The sequence below is a fragment of the Sphingomonas humi genome (assembly GCF_039536725.1).
GTDB classification, from domain to species: Bacteria; Pseudomonadota; Alphaproteobacteria; order Sphingomonadales; family Sphingomonadaceae; genus Sphingomicrobium; species Sphingomicrobium humi.
Genome location: NZ_BAAAZD010000002.1, coordinates 1,174,655 through 1,193,583, shown reverse-complemented (window position 1 = coordinate 1,193,583; position 18,929 = coordinate 1,174,655). Strand labels below are relative to the sequence as shown.

Below are 18,929 nucleotides of genomic sequence, written 5' to 3'. Positions count from 1 at the left end.
AAGCGTGTGGAACGGGGCTTTAGGGGCGCGGCCGCCTTCCTTCAAGCAGAGGGCCTTGCTAGGCGGCCGGGCTTGTAGCGCAACTGAACGGGATGGACATGGTCAAGCTGATCGCGGGCAATTGGAAGATGCACGGCACCTCCGCCGACCTTGGCGAGGTGCGCGCGATCGCGACGCGTGCGGGCGAACTGGCGGGCAGGGTCGAGGTGGCGCTTTGCGTCCCGGCGACCCTCATCCACCGCGCGGCCGAAGCCGTTCCGGGCTTTGCGATCGGGGCGCAGGACATTCACCACAAGGACAAGGGCGCGCATACCGGCGACGTCTGCGCGGCGATGCTCCACGATGCGGGCGCCACGGTCGTGATCGTCGGGCATAGCGAGCGACGCGACGCGCACCGCGAGGCGGATGCGGACGTGCGGGCCAAGGCCGAAGCGGGGCTGGGCGCTGGGCTGAGCGTCATCCTGTGCATCGGCGAAAGCCTCGACGAGCGTGAGGCGGGGAGGGCGGTCGCCACCGTCTCCGCGCAGGTCGACGCGTCGCTTCCGCAGGGCGAAATCGACCTGTCGCAGCTGGCGCTCGCCTATGAGCCGATCTGGGCGATCGGGACCGGCCGTGTCGCGGGGGTCGGCGATATCGAGGAGATGCATGCCGCCATCCGCCAGCGCCTGGTCGCGGCCTATGGCCAGGCGGGCAGTGCGGTCCGAATCCTCTATGGCGGGTCGGTGAAGCCCGACAATGCGGCGGAGATATTTGCCGTTCCCGAGGTCGGCGGCGCGCTGGTCGGCGGGGCGAGCCTCAAGGCCGCGGACTTCCTGCCGATCGTGGAAGCGGGCGCGGCCGCCTAGGTCACTCCTCGTTCGCCCTGAGCGAAGTCGAAGGGCGTTGGCGCTACCGTGCTTCGACTTCGCTCAGCACGAACGAGACTTAGCGATGCTTCGCGACATTGAACTTGCGCGCGCCCGCCGCTAAGTGGCCGCCCATGTTCACCTTCCTCCTGATCGTCCAGACCATTGTCGCCTTCTCGCTGTGCACGGTCATCCTGCTGCAGCGTTCCGAGGGCGGTGGCCTTGGCGTCGGCGGTTCGTCGGCGGGGTTCATGACCGCGCGCGGTGCGGCCGACTTCCTGAGCCGGGCGACGGCATGGCTGGGCGGCGCGTTCATCATTCTGTGCATCGCGCTGGCGGCGATCGCCGGGACCCGCAACGATGGCCAGTCGGTCGATGCCGCGATCGCCAATGCGCCGATCCAGCAGGCACCGGCAGCGCCGCTGTCCGATCCGGGCACTGCCCCGGCGCCCGCGACCGGCACGGTCAAGCCGAACAATGCGCCGCCGACCGACAATGGCGCGGTGCCGCTGGCGCAGTAATTCACGCCATCCTCGGCATCGCCAGCCCAGCGACGCGATCCCCGTCCTGACGCTAGATTGCTTCGCCTCTGGCTCGCAATGACGGGTCGCGGCAAAATATTCTCCTTGCCCCTTTTCGATTCTCAACCCTAAGGCCCGACTCCCATGGCGCGGTTTGTTTTCGTTACCGGCGGCGTGGTCTCCAGCCTCGGCAAAGGTCTCCTCTCGGCTAGTCTTGCAGCGTGTCTGCAGGCGCGCGGCTACAAGTGCCGCATCCGCAAGTTCGACCCCTATCTGAACGTCGATCCGGGGACGATGAGTCCCTATCAGCATGGCGAAGTCTATGTGACCGACGACGGGGCGGAGAGCGACCTCGATCTTGGCCATTACGAGCGCTTCACCGGCGTGTCGGCGCGGCAGTCGGACAATGTCACCACCGGGCGGATCTACCGCGACATCATCGCGCGCGAACGGCGCGGCGATTACCTTGGCGCCACGGTGCAGGTGATCCCGCACGTCACCAACGCGATCAAGGAATTTGCGCTGGCCGACACCGACGGCCTCGATTTCGTGATCTGCGAGATCGGCGGAACGGTGGGCGACATCGAGAGCCTTCCGTTCATCGAGGCGATCCGCCAGCTGAGAAACGATCTTGGCCGCGGCAACACGGTCAGCGTCCACACCACGCTGGTGCCGTGGATCAAGGTCGCGGGCGAGCTCAAGACCAAGCCGACCCAGCACAGCGTCCGCGAGATCGCGAGCCTTGGCGTGCAGCCCGACGTGCTGCTCTGCCGCTGCGAAATGCCGATCCCCGAGGCCGAGCGGGCCAAGATCGCGCAATTCTGCAACGTGCCGAGGAGCGCGGTAATCCAGGCCCTGGATGCGCGCTCGATCTACGACGTGCCGCTGCAATATCACCGCGAAGGCCTCGACGACGAAGTGCTGAAGGCGTTCGGCATGCCGACCGACCCGCGCCCCGACCTCTCGCGCTGGGAACAGGTGATGGACGCGGTCGATCATCCCGAAGGCGAAGTGACGATCGGCGTGGTCGGCAAATATGTCGGCCTTCCCGACGCCTACAAGTCGCTGCGTGAAGCCCTGGTCCACGGCGGGATCGCCAACCGGGTCAAGGTCAACATCAAGTGGGTCGACGCCGAACTGTTCGAGAAGCCCGACGGCGACACGATCAGCGAGCTCGAGCCGATGCACGCGATCCTGGTGCCGGGCGGGTTCGGCGAGCGCGGGACCGAGGGCAAGATCGCGTCGGTCCGCTTCGCCAAGGAGCGCAAGGTGCCTTTCTTCGGCATCTGCCTTGGCATGCAGATGGCCTGCATCGAAGGCGCCCGGGCGGCCGGAGTCGAGGGCGCGTCGAGCACCGAGTTCGGCGATACGACCGAGCCGGTGGTCGGCATGATCACCGAATGGATGAGCGAAGAGGGCTTGCAGGAACGCCGCGCGGGCGGTGACCTTGGCGGGACGATGCGGCTTGGCGCCTATGAGGCGACGCTTGGCGGCAACAGCCATGTCGCGGCGATCTATGGCACCACCAGTATCACCGAGCGGCACCGCCATCGCTACGAGGTGAATGCCCATTACCGCCCGGCGCTGGAAAAGAGCGGCCTGGTGTTCAGCGGGATGTCACCCGACGGGCGCCTGCCGGAAATCGTCGAGCGGCCCGATCACCCGTGGTTCGTCGGGGTGCAGTTCCACCCCGAATACAAGAGCCGCCCGTTCGATCCGCACCCCCTGTTCGCGAGCTTCATCGCAGCCGCTCTGAAGCAGAGCCGGCTGGTCTGAGGAACGCTTGGGCCGGATGGCGGTTGGCGATGGGAAGGAGTGTCTCCCATGCTCGCAACCATCGCGCTCATCCTTATCGTCCTGTGGCTCCTCGGACTGTTCGCCTTCCACGTGACGAGCGGCCTCATCCACATCGCGCTGGTGATCGGCGTCATCCTGTTGGTCCTGCACTTCGTGCGCGGACGCCGGGTGGTCTGACGGACCTAGCCTTCGAAGGCTTCGAGGATCGGGCAGGGACCTGCGTCCCCCTTGCCGCATTCGCGGGCGAGGCGGGCAAGAGCGGTTCGTGACACCTCGAGCGAACGGATCTGCGCGTCGAGCGACTTGATCCGCTGCTCGGCCAGTGCCCGGATCGAGGGACGGTCGGTCACCGGGTCGAAGGCCAGCAGGCGGCCGATCTCGTCGAGCGAGAAGCCCGCGCCCTGCGCCGCACGGATGAAGCGGAGGCGCTGGACGTCGCCCCCGTCGTAGCGACGGACGCTGCCTGCCCCGTCGGGAACCGCAAGCAAGCCGCGGCGCTGGTAGTAGCGAACCGTTTCGACGCCGACGTCGGCGGCCTTCGCGAGACGGGCGATGGTCAGTCCGGCCATGCTTGACTCCGTACCATGGTACGGAAGCTATAGAGAAGTCATGAACAGCGAATCAAGCAGCATCCACCCCACGGCGACCCTTGTCCGGATGGTCATGCCGGAACACGTCTGCCCGTTTGGCCTCAAGGCGCTGCACCTGCTCGAAAGTCGTGGCTATGCGGTCGAAGACCGCCACCTGACCACCCGCGCAGAGGTCGATGCCTACAAGGCCGAGGCGCGGGTCAAGACGACGCCGCAGATCTTCATCAATGGGGAGCGGATCGGCGGGCACGACGATTTGCGCCGGTTCCTCGGGCTGCGCGTCGCTCAGGCGGGTGCGACCAGCTACCGCCCCGTCGCGGCGCTGTTCGGCATGACCGCCGCGATGGCGGTAGCGCTCAGCATCGCGGTCTTCGGGACGCCGCTGACCGTGCGGGCGGCGGAGTGGTTCATCGGCCTGTCGATGTGCGTGCTGGCGCTGTTGAAGCTGCAGGACGTGGAGAAATTCTCTTCGATGTTCCTCAACTACGACCTGCTGGCGAAGCGCTGGGTGCCTTATTCCTATGCCTATCCGTGGCTGGAGGGGCTGGCGGGCGTCCTGATGCTGAGCGGGCGGGCGACCTGGCTGGCGGTACCGGTCGCCTTGTTCATCGGTGGAATCGGCGCGGTGTCGGTGTTCAAGGCGGTCTACATCGACAAGCGCGAGCTCAAATGCGCGTGTGTCGGCGGATCGTCGAACGTGCCGCTCGGTTTCGTGTCGTTGACCGAGAATGTGATGATGGTCGCGATGGCGGTCTGGATGGTGGCGATGTGAGCGGTCCCGCCTTGCGCTTCTCCGCCCAGCGCCGCACATGGCCGGCAATGCGGATGCTGCTCGCCTTCCTTGCGTTCATCGCGCTCGCCCTTGGCCCGGTCGGAATGCCGGCCGAAGCGCGGACGAGCGGCGATCATTGCGCCGAGATGGCGGGGATGGACCACGGCCAGCGGCAGCCACAGCAGGATCATGGCGGAGCGGCGGCGGTGAAGAGCTGCTGCACCGCGATGGCGGCGGCATTGCCCGTTGTGGACGTAATGGCGGAGGCGCCTTCGCTCCGCGTGCCACTGGTTGCGCCGGCATTGCCCGCGCAGCACGGCGTCCGCCGCGAGGTCGAGGTCCCGCCGCCGCGCGTCTGAGAAGCGACTGAGTTCCGGCGGGCGCAACCGCCCGCGTCTCTCGTTTTCCAGGAGAATATCGTGAAGAGTCAGTATCTGCTGGCGTGCGGCCTTGTTGGCCTGCTCGCCGCGAGCCCCGTGTCGGCTCAGATGTCCATGCCGATGGGGCATGACATGTCCATGCATCAGCCGGCGAAGAAGCCGGTCGCAAAGAAGAAAGCCGCGAACAAGTCCGCCGCCAAGCCGGTCAGGAAGGTTGCCGCGCAGAAGACATTGGCCAGCAAGCCGGCGGTCCAACCGCACGAAGCGGCAGCGCCCGAGCCGGCGGCGAACGACCATAGCGCCCACCAGGGCATGGCCATGCCCGCGTCCCCGGCGCCGATGGATCATGCCGGCCACGGCATGGAAGCGCAGCCGATGCCGGCGACCCCCGCGCCCGCGACCACCGGGCACGAGGGTCACGACATGGGTACGATGGACCCTCACGCCGGGCACGACATGGAACCGATGGACGACGGTAGCCACGACGAGATGACCGGCGCCCTCGGATCCTATCCAATGGGTCGCGAGTCCTCCGGTACCTCATGGCAACCGGACTCCGCTGAGCATCGCGGGTTGATGAGCATGGCCGGCGACTGGATGCTGATGGGCCATGCCGACCTATTCGGCGTCTATTCCAAGCAGGGCAGTCGGCGCGGGGACGACAAGTTGTTCGGGGCCGGCATGGTGATGGGCATGGCCCGGCGCCCGGTCGGTGGCGGGACGCTGCAGTTGCGCGCGGGGTTCAGCCCCGATCCCTTGATGGGCAAAAGCGGTTATCCGCTGCTGTTGGCGAGCGGCGAGACGGCGAACGGCGTCGACCGCCTGATCGACCGCCAGCACCCGCACGATTTCGTGATGGAACTGTCGGCCAGTGTCTCGCAGCCGATCGGGCCGAACAGCAGCGTGTTCCTCTATGGCGGCCTTCCGGGCGAGCCGGCGTTCGGGCCGGGCGCCTTCATGCACCGCGAATCGATCATGGATTCGCCCGAGGCGCCGATCAGCCACCATTGGCTCGATTCGCAGCACATCAGCTTCGGCGTGCTGACGGGCGGGCTGGTCGTGGACCGGGCCAAGGTCGAATTGTCGCGCTTCAACGGGCGCGAGCCCGACCAGTATCGCTGGAACATCGAAACGGGACCGCTCGATTCGACCGCAGTGCGCGTCAGCGTGAATCCGACCCGTGACTTGTCCCTGCAGGCGAGCTGGGCCAGCCTCAAGGAGCCCGAGCAGCTTGAGCCCGGGGTCAACCAGAAGCGGTGGTCGGCGAGCGCCATCTACGCGACGGACCTGGCGGGCGGCTGGCGTTCGGCCTCGACGCTGGCCTGGGGGCGCAAGAGCGCGGAAGGCCACGACTATGACGCGTTCGTTGCGGAGACATCGCTCAAGAAGGGGCTGTGGACCCTCTTCGGGCGCGGGGAGATTACCGAGAACAGCGAGCTGGTCGATCTCCACGACGAGGATCATCATGGCGAGGCGTTCCGGGTCGGGAAGCTGTCGGCGGGCGCGATCCGCGACTTTGCGATCGCCGACCAGGTCAAGCTTGGCATCGGTGGCCTCGTGTCGGTGAACTTCGTGCCGGAAGGGCTGCGCGCCGACTATGGCAAGGCGCGACCGCTTGGCGGCATGGCCTTCGTGCGGCTGAAGGTCGGCTAGTCCGCTTTCGTGAGCGCGCGGCGGGTGCTAGTGGCGGGGCATGATTCACTTGCTTCTCGCCGCCGCGCTCGCCGCTGCTCCCGCCCCGGCTCCGGCCGCCGACCAGCATCAGGACCATGCTCAGCACGAGGGCATGAAGGACGATTGCTGCAAGATGGATTGCTGCAAGGGCGAGAAGAAGATGGCTTGCTGCGACAAGATGAAAAAGACGCAAGCGCCTGCCGCCGAGGGCCATGACGGCCACGAGCACGCACACTAAGTAGGCCACCATGAGCGAGACCATTCACAGCCGCATGATCGTGCTCGGCTCCGGCCCGGCTGGTCTGACCGCCGCCATCTATGCCGCGCGCGCCGGTTTGAAGCCGATCGTCATCCAGGGCATCCAGCCGGGCGGACAGCTGACGACCACCACGGATGTCGAGAATTACCCCGGCTTCCGCGACGTCATCCAGGGGCCCTGGCTGATGGAGGAGATGCAAGCGCAGGCCGAGCATGTCGGCACGCGGATGCTGTGGGATCATATCGACCGGGTCGAGCTGAACGGCCGGCCGTTCCGGCTGATCGGCGACAGCGGGACCGTCTATCTTGCCGATACGCTGGTCATCGCGACCGGCGCGCAGGCCAAGTGGCTGGGGCTTCCGAGCGAGGAACGGATGAAGGGCAAGGGCGCGAGCGCCTGCGCGACCTGCGACGGCTTCTTCTATCGCGGCAAGAAGGTGGCGGTGATCGGCGGCGGCAATACCGCGGTCGAGGAAGCGCTCTACCTCACTAACCACAGCGACGACGTGACCCTGATCCACCGCCGCGACAGCCTGCGGGCCGAGAAGATCCTCCAGGACCGCCTGTTCGCGCACAAGGCGATCACCGTGGTGTGGAACAGCGAAGTGGAGGAGTTCCTGTCGGGCGGCGAGCCCGAGGCGCTGACCGGGCTTCGGCTCAAGAACCGGATTACCGGCGAGCTGAGCGACCTCCACGTCGACGGCGCGTTCGTGGCGATCGGCCACAAGCCCGCGACCGAGCTGTTCGCAGGCCAGCTCAACCTCGACGAGGATGGCTATCTTGCGGTCGAGACGGGGTCGACCCGCACCAACATTCCGGGCGTGTTCGCCTGCGGCGACGTGATGGACAAGATCTATCGCCAGGCCGTGACCGCCGCCGGGACCGGCTGCATGGCCGCGCTCGATGCCGAGCGGTTCCTCGCGGCCGAAGAGTTTGCGGAGCTTCAGGCGGCCGAATAGCCGCCCAGGTGCAGGCGCTTAGCGGAGCCTGTTCACAAACGCCGTCAGGGTGCCGAGGGTGGCGAAATCCTCGGCCTCGACGTCGCTGTCCTCGATCAGGACGTCGAAGCGTTCCTCAATCCCGGTGAGGAGGTTGGCGACCGCCATCGAATCGAATTCGGGCAACGCCCCGAACAATTCGGTGTCGGCGGTGAAGTCGGCCACCCGGGCCGGGTCGAGGCCCAGCGTCTCGGCAAGCAGAGCGCGAAGGGCGGAGTCGACGTCGGCCGACAGGATCTGGGGCTTGGCGGCCATGGTGGCGGGGCCTCTAGGGGAAAAGCTGGCCAAGGCGCAAGTTAGGCGGCATTCCCGCGTCCGCCATGGTCCCCGATCCGACGCCCTTTCCGCTCGATCACCTGACGCTGCGCGGCGCTTCCGACGCGCCCGCGCTGACGGTCGGCGGCGAGACCTTGCGCTATGCCGCGCTGGAGGAGGCGGTCGGGCGGGCCGCCGATCGGCTGCTGGCCTTGGGACTGCAGCCGGGCGACCGGGTGGCGACCTGGATGGGCAAGACCAAGCTTGCCTGCCTGATGCCACTGGCCGCGGCGCGGGCGGGGCTGATCCATGTACCGATCAACCCGGTGCTTCGCCGCGCACAGGCCGAGCATATCCTCGCCGACAGCGGGACGCGGCTGCTGGTCGCCAATCGCGCGCGGCTGGAGACGCTCGAGCAGCGGCCCGCACAGGCGGTGGCGCTGGAGGAATGGCAGGACGGCGACGAGGCGCTGCCGCCGAGCAAGGCGGATCCGCACGCGCTGGCGGCCTTGCTCTATACCTCGGGGTCGACCGGGCGGCCCAAGGGCGTGATGCTGAGCCATGCCAATCTGTGGCTCGGTGCGATCAGCGTGGCGCATTACCTCGGGCTGACGGCATCCGATCGCACGCTGTGCGTGCTGCCGCTGGCGTTCGATTACGGGCAGAACCAGCTACTCTCGACCTGGGCGGCGGGGGGCGAGGCGGTGGCCTTCGACTATCTGTTGCCGCGCGATGTGGTCCGGGCGGTGGAGCGGACAGGAGCGACCGTGCTGGCCGGTGTGCCGCCGCTGTGGGTGCAACTGGCCGAGCAGGCGTGGGACGGGGCGGGGGCGAGCCTCAGGACCCTGACCAATTCGGGCGGACATATGCCAGAGCCGCTGGTGCGCCGCCTGCGGACGCTGTTCCCGGAGGCTCGGCTGCACCTCATGTACGGCCTGACCGAGGCGTTCCGCTCGTCCAGCCTCGACCCCGCGCTGGTCGACGCCACGCCGGATGCCGTCGGAACCGCGATCCCCTTCGCCGAGCTCAGCGTGCGCCGTCCCGACGGTAGCGCGGCGACAGCGGGCGAGGAGGGTGAGCTGGTGCATGCCGGGCCACTGGTCGCGCAAGGCTATTGGGACGACCCCGAGCGCACCGCCCAGCGCTTTCGCGAAGGGGCGGTCTGGTCGGGCGACCGGGCGGTGATCGGCAGCGACGGCCTGCTGCGGATCAGGGGCCGCGACGACGCGATGATCAAGGTGTCGGGCCACCGGATCAGCCCGAGCGAGATCGAGGAAGCGGCGCTGGCGAGCGGGGCGGTGGCCGATTGCGCGGCGCTGGGCGTCAAGGACGAAAGGCTGGGGCAACGGATCGTGCTGGTCGCGGTGGCCAAGGGCGAGGATGCGGAGGTGCGTTTGAAGCGCTGGTTCGCCGCGGAGCTGCCTGCGCATATGCGGCCGGGCGATATCCGATGGGTCGATGCGCTGCCCCTGTCGCCCAACGGCAAGATCGACCGCGCCACGCTTGCTGCGGAGCTTGGCGCATGAAGGCGATGGGGCCGATCCCGCCCGAGTTCGTGGTGCCGGGCCATGAGCGGCTGCAGCTTGGCGGCACCGATTTCGCGGAGGTTGTCGGAGACGAGCCGACGCCCGTCTTTGCCTATGACCGAAGCGTGATCCGTCGCCGCGTCGAGCAGTTCAGGGCCGCGATGCCGCGCGAGGTGGCGCTGCATTATGCGGTGAAGGCCAATCCTTACGGGCCGCTGCTGGCCGAGCTGTCGGGGCTGGTCGACGGCTTCGACCTCGCGTCCCTTGGCGAACTGCGGCAGGTGCAGGCGGCGTTGGCCACCGGCGCGGCGCCGGAGGGGAGTCACCTTCCGCTGAGCTTCGCCGGCCCCGGCAAACTTGACGAGGAACTGGCTGCAGGACTTGAAAGTCGAATCACCTTTCAAGTCGAGAGCGAGGGCGAGTTTGAACGGGTGGTTCGGCTGGCTGCTGGGCGGGAGCAGGGGCGAGGGGGGCGGCCGCGGCTGGCGGTGCGGGTCAATCCGCCGTTCGGGCTCAAGGGCAGCGGCATGAAGATGGGCGGGCTGGCGAGCCAGTTTGGGGTCGATCACGAGGCGGTGCCGGGGCTGGTGCGGCGGATCGTCGAGGCCGGCGCGGAATGGCGGGGACTGCACGTCTATGCCGGCTCGCAGTCGCTGAGCGCCGAGGCGGTGAGCGAGATGCAGCGGGCGACGGTGGCGTTGGCCGGCGAGATTGCAGCGGAGGTTGGGCTGAGCCCGCCCGAGGTCAATCTCGGCGGTGGGTTCGGCATCCCTTATTTCCCGGGCGACAAGCCGCTCGACATCGAAGCAGTGGGCGCGGCGCTCAAAGAGACGCTGGCGGCGCGGCCGGCGATCCTGCGGGATACAAAGTTCGTGATCGAACTCGGCCGCTGGCTGGTCGGGGAGGGCGGGGTCTACCTGACCCGCGTGATCGACCGGAAGGTCAGCCGCGGCAAGACCTTCCTGGTTGTCGACGGCGGGCTTCACCACATGCTGGCGGCGAGCGGCAATTTCGGCCAGCTGCTGCGGCGCAATTATCCGGTGGCGGTGGCGCACCGCCGTGGCGCGGAAGCGGAGGAGGAGGTCACGGTGGTCGGCTGCCTTTGCACCCCGCTCGACCTTCTCGGCGACGAGGTGATGCTCCCGCGCGCAGAAGTCGGCGACTTCATCGCCATCTTCTGCGCCGGGGCCTATGGCCGCACCGCGAGCCCCGAGGCTTTCTTAAGCCAGGGGGCCGCGCGGGAGGTCCTCGTCTAGTTGGTCAGCGGGATCGCGCTGGCGCTGGTGTCGGCGCTGGTGCCACGGGTTTCGCGCGTGAGGAATTCGGTCACGTCGCGGGCGAAGCGCTCCTTGTCGGTTTCGAAGATGCCGTGCGGGCTGCCGTCATATTCGATCAGCGTCGCGTGCGGGATCAGCTCGGCCGTCTTGCGGCCGGTGCCTTCGATCGGGACGTTGGCATCGCTGGTGCCGTGGAGGATCAGCGTCGGAACACCGTCGAAGGCGGCAAGGTCAGGACGGAAGTCCGTGCTCGCCCATGCGGCGGCGGCGGCGTAGGTCGGGCGGGCACCGGCCATCATCGCCTGCTGGAAGCCCGAATCGAGCACCGCTTCGCTGACCGGACGCGACAGCACGCCCCAGCCGTAGAACTGCTGCAGGAAGGTCTTCATGAAGCCGGCGCGGTCTTCCTTCATCTGCTTGGTGATGTCGTCGAGCTTCGACTGCGGCACGCCGTCGGGCCAATCGTCGGTCTGCACCACCTGGGGCACCACCGAACTGGCGAACACCGCGGCGCTGACGCGACCCTTGCCCTGCTTGGAGGTGAAGCGCGCGACTTCGCCGCCGCCCATCGAGAAGCCGACCAGCGCCACCGGCTGGTTGATGTCGGCATCCTCGAGGATCGCCGCGACGTCGTCGGCGAAGGTGTCATAGTCATAGCCGTTCCACGGCTGATCCGACCGGCCGAAGCCGCGGCGGTCGGGAATGATGCAGCGCTTGCCTGCTTCGACCAGCTTGACCGCAAGGTCGTCGAAGGTGTCGCCGGTCAGCGGCCAGCCGTGCAGCAGGACGACGGGATCACCCTGGCCCCAGTCCTTGTAGTAAAGCATCGTGCCGTCTTTGGCTTTGGCGTAGGGCATTGGTCGTCTCCGTCTTGATATGTGGAAGGTTAACGGACGAGGCTGCTTGCCGTTGCCTGTGGCGGGGCTGATCTTTAGGCCAAGTGAGATATGGCCAAGCTCAAAGCCCGATATGTCTGCCAGGCCTGTGGGTCGGTTCAGCCGCGCTGGCAGGGGCAGTGCCCCGATTGCGCCGAGTGGAACACGCTGATCCAGGAAAGCGCGGCGCCGACCGTGTTCAGCCAGAAGCACGACCTGTCGACCGGCGGGCGGGCGGTCGAGCTGGTCGGGCTGGACGCCGAAGTCGCGCTGCCGACCCGGGTCTCGACCGGTATCGCCGAGTTCGACCGCGCGGTTGGCGGCGGGATCGTCCCTGGCTCGGCGATGCTGCTGGCGGGCGATCCGGGGATCGGCAAGTCGACCCTGCTGCTGCAGGTTGCCGCGGCCGTGGCGGCGGCGGGCAAGGGCGCGGTCTATGTGTCGGGCGAGGAAGCGGTCGACCAGGTGCGGCTGCGCGCGCTCCGCCTTGGGCTTGGCGCGGCGCCGGTCCGACTGGCCAGCGTCACCAGCGTGCGGGACATCCTGACCACGTTGCAGGGCGAGAGCCCCCCTGCGCTGCTGGTGATCGATAGCGTCCAGACCATGCATTCGGACCTGATCGAGGGCGCGCCGGGGACGGTGTCGCAGGTCCGCGCCTCCGCTCAGGAGCTGATCCGCTTCGCCAAGGAGCGCGGGACGGCGCTGATCCTGGTCGGGCATGTCACCAAGGACGGCAGCATCGCCGGTCCGCGCGTGCTCGAGCATATGGTCGACGCGGTGCTCGGCTTCGAAGGCGAGCGAAGCCACCAGTATCGCATCCTTCGCGCGGTCAAGAACCGGTTTGGCGGGACCGACGAGATCGGGGTGTTCGCGATGGAGGGCGCGGGGCTGGCCGAAGTGCCGAACCCGAGTGCCCTGTTCCTGACCCGGCGCGACGATCCGGTCAGCGGGACGGCGATCTTCCCGGCACTGGAGGGCACGCGGCCGGTGCTGGTCGAAATCCAGGCGCTGACGGTGCGGCTGGCGAGCGGGGCGACTCCGCGGCGGTCGGCGGTCGGGTGGGACAGTTCGCGCCTCGCGATGCTGCTGGCGGTGCTGGAAGCGCGCTGCGGGGTCAGTTTCGCTTCGGCCGAAGTCTATCTGAACGTCGCCGGCGGCTATAAATTGCAGGACCCGGCGGCGGACCTGGCGGTGGCGGCGGCGCTGGTCTCGGCGCTTTGCGAACGGCCGGTCCCGGCCGAAGCGGTCGTGCTGGGCGAGGTCGCGTTGTCGGGCGAGGTGCGGCAGGCGGCGCACACGCAGTTGCGGCTGAAGGAGGCGGCCAAGCTCGGCTTCGAGGAAGCGTGGGTGCCGGGCGGCGTCGAGGCGAGCGGCATCAGGGTCGCCCGTTTCGCCCAGCTGCGCGGGCTGGTGGAGAAGGTCACGGGCCGGTAGCGCCTGTCGTCATTGCGAGCGCCGCGAAGCAATCCACATAGCGGACATGGATTGCTTCGCCGCCGGCTCGCAATGACGAAAAGCTTCGTATACCGCACCGCACCATGACTGCGCTCGACATCTTTGTCCTCCTGGCGCTCGGCGGCGGCGCGCTGGTCGGGTTCGTGCGCGGTTTTGTGCAGGAGGCTTTGGTCTTCGCCGCCTGGGCCGCCGGGATCGTCGCGCTGGTGCTGTTCCATGCGCCGACAGCGGCGGCGGTCAGCCATCTCGCCAAGGGGCCGACAGGCGCCGCGGCGCTGGCGTTCGTGATCCTGTTCCTGCCCGCCTACCTCATCATGCGCTACCTTGCCCATCGGCTGGGGCGGCAGGCGCGGGCCTCGGCGCTGATGCCGCTCGACCGGCTGCTCGGCGGCGGATTCGGGATGCTCAAGGGACTGATCGGGGCGACGCTCTTCTTCCTGCTCGCCAACCTTGGTACCGACCTCGTCTACGGCGCGCGCGCGCAGCGGCCCGAATGGATGCGCGACAGCCGAACCTATCCCCTGCTCGATGCCAGCGGGCGCGCGCTGCTCGCCACCTGGAACGAGACCCGATTGAAGCGAAACCAAGAGAAATGATCCGCCTTTACGACACCGCCGCCCGCGAAAAGCGCGACTTCCAGCCCGCCGACCCCGAGCGCATCACCATGTATGTGTGCGGACCGACGGTCTATGGCCGGGCGCATATCGGCAATGCGCGGCCCTACGTGGTGTTCGACACGCTGAGCCGGCTGATGCGCCATGCCTATGGCGACGGCAGCGTGGTTTATGCCCGCAACATCACCGACGTCGACGACAAGATCATCGCCGCCGCGGCGAGCGAGGGCGTCGCGCCCGAGGCGGTCACCAACCGCTATGAGCAACTGTTCCTCGACGACATGCGCGCGCTCGGCGTTCGCGATCCCGAGGTGCAGCCGCATGCCACGCGCGAGATCGCGGGCATGGTCGCGATGATCGAGCAGCTGATCGCGGCGGGCCATGCCTATGCCGCGGAAGGGCACGTGCTGTTCGATGTCGCGTCCGACCCGGACTATGGCTCGCTCAGCCGGCGCGACCGGGACGCGATGCTGGCCGGCGCGCGGGTCGAGGTCGCGCCCTACAAGCGGGCGCCTGGGGATTTCGTGCTGTGGAAGCCGAGCAGTGCGGACGTCATCGGGTGGGACAGCCCGTGGGGCCGCGGGCGACCGGGCTGGCATATCGAATGCTCGGCCATGATCCGCGCACACCTTGGCGAGACGATTGACATTCACGCCGGCGGGATCGACCTGGTCTTCCCGCATCACGAGAATGAGGCCGCGCAATCGCGCTGCGCCCACGGCGCGCCGCTGGCCCGCTACTGGCTGCACAACGGCTTCGTCGACATGGGCGCGGAGAAGATGAGCAAGAGCCTCGGCAACGTCATCACGCCGGGCGAGCTGCTGGCGGCGGGGCACAAGGGCGAAGTGCTGCGATTCGCGCTGCTGAGCGCGCATTACCGTTCGCCGCTGCCGTGGACAGAAGCGCTGGTGGCGCAGGCGAGGGCGACGCTCGACGGGCTGTACCGGCGGGTCGGCGATGCCGAAGTGGGCGAGGTCGATGCGGGCGTGCTGGAGGCGCTGGGAGACGATCTCAACACGCCGCTCGCCATTTCACGGCTCGGCCAGATCGAGGATGCCGCGGCGCTCAAGGCGAGCGCGAACCTGCTCGGCCTGCTGGTCGAGAGCGGTACGCGGTGGTTTCAGGGCGCCGGGGGTGATGATGCGACCCGCATCGAGGCCCAGATCGAGGCGCGCAACGCCGCCAAGGAGGCGCGAGACTTTTCCGAGGCCGACCGCATCCGCAACGAGCTGAAAGCCGAGGGCATCCTGCTCGAGGACGGGCCGCAGGGCACGAGCTGGCGCAGGGCGTGACGCGCGAGCCGCCTTATACGTTGGATATCCTGCGGCTGGCGGCTTCCCTGCCGGTCGATGGCAGCGTTGAAGGCGCGACCCATGCTGCCGAGGCGCGTTCGCCGACCTGTGGATCGACGATCCGTACGCAACTCGTGATGGCGGACGGGCGGATCGCGGCGATCGGGCAGCAGGTGACCGCCTGCGCCTACGGCCAGGCCAGCGCCGCAATCCTGCAGGACTGGGGGCCCGGCAAGCTCAGGGCCGAGGTCATCGTCATGCGCGCGGCATTGAAGGCGTGGCTCGAGGGCAGGGGCGAGGTCCCCGCCGATTATGCGGTGCTGGCACCGGTTCAGGGCCGTAGCGGCCGGCACGGCGCCGTGCTGCTGCCGTTCGACGCCCTGCTGAGGGCGTTGGAGACGCAGGAATGATCGACTATCTCACCTGGCTGACGATCCTGCTCGGCGCGGCGCTGCTGTTCGTCGGGCTGTTTCGCCAGCTCGGGCTCGGCGCAACCCTCGGCTACATCGTCGGCGGCGTGGTGGTGGGACCGTCGGTGCTGAACCTGTCGGGCGACGCGGAGGCGATCAACCAGGTCAGCGAGATCGGGATCGCGCTGCTGCTGTTCATCGTCGGGCTCGAACTCCAGCCCTCGCGCCTGTGGCGGTTGAAGCGGGAAATCTTCGGCCTCGGCTTGGCGCAACTGCTGGCCGCGGGGGCGGTGCTGGCGGTGCTGGTCAAGGTGGTGCTTGGCCTCGACTGGGGTCCGGCGGCGGCGATCGGGCTGGCGCTCGGCCTGTCGTCGACCGCGCAGGTGCTGCCGATGCTGCGGTCGACCGGCGAGCTCAACAGCCCGCACGGCGAGCGCGCATTTTCCATCCTGCTGCTGCAGGATCTGGCGCTGGTCCCCCTGATCACGCTGGTCGCGGCGTTGAGCGTCGGCGGCGATCCCGATGCGCCCTCGGGGCTCGAGATGACCGGGATGACGGTGGCCGCGGTGATCGGGCTGGTCCTTGCCGGGCGGTTCGTCATCGCGCCGCTGTTCCGCCTGATCGGCAGGCTCGGCGAGCGCGAGCTGTTCATCGTCGCCGGCCTCACCACCGTGATCGGGGCGGCGGCGGTGATGCATTCGCTGCACCTGTCGGTCGCGCTTGGCGCGTTCGTCGCCGGCGTGATGCTGGCCGAGAGCCCTTACCGGCACGAACTCGAAAGCGACATCGAACCCTTCCGTTCGATCCTGCTCGGCCTGTTCTTCATGTCGGTCGGAATGCTGCTCGACCTCAGGGTCATCGCCGCCAACCCGCTCATGGTGGTCGGGCTGGCGCTGGCGGTGATCGTGCTCAAGGCCGCCGTGCTTTACCCGATCGCCCGGGCCTTCGGGACCAGGCCCGGGCGCAGCGCGACGTTGTCGCTGCTGCTGAGCCAGGCGGGCGAATTCGGCTTCGTGCTGTTCGCCAGCGCCGCGGCGGGGCGGCTCATCACCACCGACCAGGCGAGCCTTCTTGGCGCCGTGGTCACCGCCTCGATGGTTGCGACGCCCTTCCTGATGCGCTTCATCGGCTGGCTGCAGACCAAGCAGCCGCACAAGCATGTTGACCTCGAAGGGCCGGAATACAGCCCGGAAACCAACGCCATCGTCGTCGGCTACGGCCGCTTCGGGCAGACCGTGTCGCAGATGCTGATGGCCAAGCGCGTCCCGCTTACCCTGATCGACGTCAAGGCCGAGCAGATCGAGCGGGCGGACTCGTTCGGGACTAAGGTCTATTATGGCGACGGCACCCGGATCGACCTGCTGCGCACCGCCGGCGCCGAGGAAGCGGAGGGGATCTTCTTCTGCCATGACGATCCCGATTTCTCGCGCGAGCAGCTCGAGCCGATCCTCGAAGCCTTTCCGCAGGCGACGGTGATGGTGCGGGTGTTCGACCGGCGGCAGGCGATGGCGCTGGAGGGGCTGGACGTGGTCCTGCTGCAGCGCGAGGTGTTCGACAGCGCGGTGGCGATGGGCCGGGCGGCGCTACTGTCGCTTGGGATCGCCGAACGCGAGGCGGCGCGGGTCGAACGCGAATATCGCCAGCGGGACCAGGAACGCTATGCCGCACAGGCCAAATCGGGCGACCTCAGGACCCTGCTCGAACGCAGCTTCGCCCATTCGCCGCTGGAGGATTGAGCGGCGCTAGGGTGCCGCGGCAAGGAAGTCCGCGAGCACGGTTTCGTCGACCCCCTCGCTGAGGAAGGCGTCGCCGATCCCGCGGGTCAGGACGAGCCTGATCGCCCCGGCTTCGTTCTTCTTGTCGGTCCGCATCAAGGGCAGCAGCGCGGCGCTGTCGACACCGGTGGCGGCGATCGTCACCGGCAGGCCGGCCGCCTCGAGGTGTGCGCGGACCCGCCGCGCGTCGTCATGCGCGCACAGGCCGAGCGCCGCCGACAGGTCGAACGCCAGCACCATGCCGAGGCCGACCGCCTCGCCGTGAAGCATTGTCCCGAGCCCTGCCGCGCTTTCGAGCGCATGGGCGAAGGTGTGGCCGAAGTTGAGCAGCGCCCGCGCGCCATTGCGGTCAGTGACGTCGGCCTCGACCGTGCGGGCCTTGGCGGCGACGCTCTGCCACACGGCTTCCTCGCGATATTCGCGCTGGCCGGCGAGCAGGGCGGCGCCGTGGCCTTCGAGCCATTCGAACAGCGCCTCGTGGCGGATCAGGCCGTATTTGACGACCTCGGCATAGCCCGCGCGAAGCTGCCGTTCGTCCAGCGTGTCGAGCAGCGAGACGTCGGCGATGACCAGCCGCGGCTGATGGAACATGCCGACAAGGTTCTTCTGCCCGAAGGCGTCGATCGCGGTCTTGCCGCCGACCGCGCTGTCGGCCTGGGCGAGGAGGGTGGTCGGCAGCTGAACGATCGGCAGCCCGCGCTTGAACAGGCCGGCGGCCAGCCCCGCGAGATCCCCGACCGACCCGCCGCCGAACGCCGCGACCGCCGCCGACCGATCGAGATTGCGGGCGGTGAAGGCTTCGATCAGCGCCTGGAGGTGGGGCCAGTCCTTGGCTTCCTCGCCCTCCGGCACCAGAATCGGGTCGCACGGCAGAAGCGCTTCGAGCCGGGGGCCGTGCAGGCGCCACACCTTGGGCTCGGTGACGACCACCAGCGGCCGCCCTGCGGCGAGGGCGAGCAGGCGGCTGCGGCAATCTTCGAGCCGGCCGACCAGCACGTCATAGCGCTCGTCCCCGGCTTCAACGGTAAGGTTCTTCACTTCGGCTCCCGGAGATGGCGGTCGATGGCGGAGACGATACGCTCGACCACTTCCTGATGCGGTACCCCCTCGCTGGTCACGCGGATATGCGCCTCGGCGTAGGCGGGGCGGCGTTCCTCATTGAGGCGGGCAAGGGTTTCGGCGCGGCTTCCGTCGGCCAGCATCGGCCGCGTTTCGGGCCGGCGCGCGGTGCGTTCGGCAAGGAGATCGACCGGGGCATCGAGCCACACGGTGATGCACTTGTCGTTGAGCAGCCGGCGGGTGTGTTCGTTGACGAAGGCGCCGCCGCCGGTGGCGATGACCCGCACGGGCCCGGTCGCGAGGCGCGCCACCACCCGTCGTTCGCCATCGCGGAAGTCGCGCTCGCCAAAGCGGCGGAAGACTTCGCCCGCGCTGAGGCCCGCGGCGTCCTCGATTTCGCTGTCGCTGTCGACGAAAGACAGGCCGAGCCGCCGCGCGAGACGGCGGCCGACCGTCGACTTGCCCGCGCCCATCAGGCCGACCAGCACCACCGGGCGGTCGAGCTTGCCATCGAAGGGAAGGGGGCGGCGGGACATGTCCGACGGGGCTATACAGC

General features: G+C 68.3%; 21 protein-coding genes. 16 read left to right on the top strand and 5 right to left on the bottom strand.

The features are described 5' to 3' along the window. Nucleotides 1–92: 92 nt before the first annotated feature. The 4 genes from tpiA to ABD729_RS13650 all read left to right on the top strand — a co-directional run bounded on the left by tpiA (nt 93) and on the right by ABD729_RS13650 (nt 3,340). Complete coding sequence (gene tpiA / locus ABD729_RS13665; RefSeq protein ID WP_344711266.1) at nt 93–845, top strand: triose-phosphate isomerase; 753 nt, start codon at nt 93–95, stop codon at nt 843–845. 134 nt (nt 846–979) lie between these two features. After that, nucleotides 980–1,366 carry a preprotein translocase subunit SecG gene (gene secG, locus ABD729_RS13660; RefSeq protein ID WP_344711263.1) on the top strand — a complete coding sequence of 129 codons (387 nt, stop codon included), beginning with the start codon at nt 980–982 and terminating at the stop codon, nt 1,364–1,366. Between the two features lie 144 nt (nt 1,367–1,510). Continuing rightward, a complete protein-coding gene (gene pyrG / locus ABD729_RS13655) occupies nt 1,511–3,142 on the top strand; it encodes a CTP synthase (protein WP_344711260.1) in 1,632 nt (543 codons plus the stop codon). A 48-nt stretch (nt 3,143–3,190) separates the two neighbouring features. After that, the gene (locus ABD729_RS13650) at nt 3,191–3,340 is read left to right on the top strand and encodes a lmo0937 family membrane protein (RefSeq protein ID WP_344711257.1); all 150 of its coding nucleotides are present in this window, start codon (nt 3,191–3,193) and stop codon (nt 3,338–3,340) included. 5 nt (nt 3,341–3,345) lie between these two features. Here ABD729_RS13650 and ABD729_RS13645 read toward each other — a convergent pair whose 3' ends face one another. Beyond that, nucleotides 3,346–3,732 carry a MerR family transcriptional regulator gene (locus tag ABD729_RS13645; RefSeq protein WP_344711255.1) on the bottom strand — a complete coding sequence of 129 codons (387 nt, stop codon included), beginning with the start codon at nt 3,730–3,732 and terminating at the stop codon, nt 3,346–3,348. Between the two features lie 40 nt (nt 3,733–3,772). Here ABD729_RS13645 and ABD729_RS13640 point away from each other — a divergent pair, with 40 nt between their 5' ends. From ABD729_RS13640 to trxB, 5 genes are read left to right on the top strand one after another with little or no spacing between them, the layout of a single operon-like run. After that, on the top strand, nt 3,773–4,525 hold the full coding sequence (locus ABD729_RS13640; RefSeq protein WP_344711252.1) for a MauE/DoxX family redox-associated membrane protein: 753 nt from the start codon (nt 3,773–3,775) through the stop codon (nt 4,523–4,525). Between the two features lie 47 nt (nt 4,526–4,572). After that, nucleotides 4,573–4,884 (top strand): hypothetical protein, encoded by a 312-nt coding sequence (locus tag ABD729_RS13635; RefSeq protein WP_344711250.1) that lies wholly within the window; start codon nt 4,573–4,575, stop codon nt 4,882–4,884. A 60-nt stretch (nt 4,885–4,944) separates the two neighbouring features. Further along, on the top strand, nt 4,945–6,558 hold the full coding sequence (locus tag ABD729_RS13630) for a hypothetical protein (protein WP_344711248.1): 1,614 nt from the start codon (nt 4,945–4,947) through the stop codon (nt 6,556–6,558). Nucleotides 6,559–6,598: 40 nt separating this feature from the next. Continuing rightward, on the top strand, nt 6,599–6,817 hold the full coding sequence (locus ABD729_RS13625; protein ID WP_344711246.1) for a hypothetical protein: 219 nt from the start codon (nt 6,599–6,601) through the stop codon (nt 6,815–6,817). A gap of 34 nt (nt 6,818–6,851) precedes the next feature. After that, on the top strand, nt 6,852–7,796 hold the full coding sequence (trxB, locus tag ABD729_RS13620) for a thioredoxin-disulfide reductase (RefSeq protein WP_425564915.1): 945 nt from the start codon (nt 6,852–6,854) through the stop codon (nt 7,794–7,796). Nucleotides 7,797–7,814: 18 nt separating this feature from the next. On the opposite strand, the gene ABD729_RS13615 is transcribed toward trxB, so the two are convergent. Continuing rightward, a complete protein-coding gene (locus ABD729_RS13615; RefSeq protein ID WP_344711242.1) occupies nt 7,815–8,090 on the bottom strand; it encodes an acyl carrier protein in 276 nt (91 codons plus the stop codon). A 65-nt stretch (nt 8,091–8,155) separates the two neighbouring features. Between ABD729_RS13615 and ABD729_RS13610 the strand changes: the two genes are divergently transcribed. Both ABD729_RS13610 and ABD729_RS13605 read left to right on the top strand, forming a co-directional pair. Further along, nucleotides 8,156–9,616, top strand: coding sequence for an AMP-binding protein (locus ABD729_RS13610; protein WP_344711240.1), 1,461 nt, complete (start codon nt 8,156–8,158; stop codon nt 9,614–9,616). Beyond that, nucleotides 9,613–10,872, top strand: coding sequence for a pyridoxal-dependent decarboxylase, exosortase A system-associated (locus ABD729_RS13605; protein ID WP_344711238.1), 1,260 nt, complete (start codon nt 9,613–9,615; stop codon nt 10,870–10,872). The genes ABD729_RS13610 and ABD729_RS13605 overlap by 4 nt, the downstream gene beginning before the upstream one ends. Here ABD729_RS13605 and ABD729_RS13600 read toward each other — a convergent pair. Further along, on the bottom strand, nt 10,869–11,750 hold the full coding sequence (locus tag ABD729_RS13600) for an alpha/beta fold hydrolase (RefSeq protein ID WP_344711236.1): 882 nt from the start codon (nt 11,748–11,750) through the stop codon (nt 10,869–10,871). The genes ABD729_RS13605 and ABD729_RS13600 overlap by 4 nt on opposite strands. Before the next feature lie 90 nt (nt 11,751–11,840). Here ABD729_RS13600 and radA point away from each other — a divergent pair, with 90 nt between their 5' ends. The 5 genes from radA (at nt 11,841) to ABD729_RS13575 (ending at nt 17,275) form a co-directional block, all read left to right on the top strand. Next, nucleotides 11,841–13,202, top strand: coding sequence for a DNA repair protein RadA (gene radA / locus ABD729_RS13595; protein ID WP_344711234.1), 1,362 nt, complete (start codon nt 11,841–11,843; stop codon nt 13,200–13,202). A gap of 104 nt (nt 13,203–13,306) precedes the next feature. Then, nucleotides 13,307–13,819 carry a CvpA family protein gene (locus tag ABD729_RS13590; protein WP_344711232.1) on the top strand — a complete coding sequence of 171 codons (513 nt, stop codon included), beginning with the start codon at nt 13,307–13,309 and terminating at the stop codon, nt 13,817–13,819. Continuing rightward, nucleotides 13,816–15,129, top strand: coding sequence for a cysteine--tRNA ligase (gene cysS, locus ABD729_RS13585; RefSeq protein ID WP_344711230.1), 1,314 nt, complete (start codon nt 13,816–13,818; stop codon nt 15,127–15,129). The genes ABD729_RS13590 and cysS overlap by 4 nt, the downstream gene beginning before the upstream one ends. Nucleotides 15,130–15,149: 20 nt before the next feature. Then, nucleotides 15,150–15,539 carry an iron-sulfur cluster assembly scaffold protein gene (locus tag ABD729_RS13580; protein ID WP_344711227.1) on the top strand — a complete coding sequence of 130 codons (390 nt, stop codon included), beginning with the start codon at nt 15,150–15,152 and terminating at the stop codon, nt 15,537–15,539. Then, nucleotides 15,536–17,275 carry a cation:proton antiporter domain-containing protein gene (locus tag ABD729_RS13575; RefSeq protein ID WP_344711225.1) on the top strand — a complete coding sequence of 580 codons (1,740 nt, stop codon included), beginning with the start codon at nt 15,536–15,538 and terminating at the stop codon, nt 17,273–17,275. Before ABD729_RS13580 ends, ABD729_RS13575 begins: the two co-directional genes overlap by 4 nt. Nucleotides 17,276–17,281: 6 nt before the next feature. Here ABD729_RS13575 and aroB read toward each other — a convergent pair whose 3' ends face one another. Both aroB and ABD729_RS13565 read right to left on the bottom strand, forming a co-directional pair. Next, a complete protein-coding gene (gene aroB, locus ABD729_RS13570) occupies nt 17,282–18,352 on the bottom strand; it encodes a 3-dehydroquinate synthase (protein WP_344711222.1) in 1,071 nt (356 codons plus the stop codon). Further along, a complete protein-coding gene (locus ABD729_RS13565; RefSeq protein ID WP_344711219.1) occupies nt 18,349–18,909 on the bottom strand; it encodes a shikimate kinase in 561 nt (186 codons plus the stop codon). The genes aroB and ABD729_RS13565 overlap by 4 nt, the downstream gene beginning before the upstream one ends. Between the last annotated feature and the right edge of the window lie 20 nt (nt 18,910–18,929).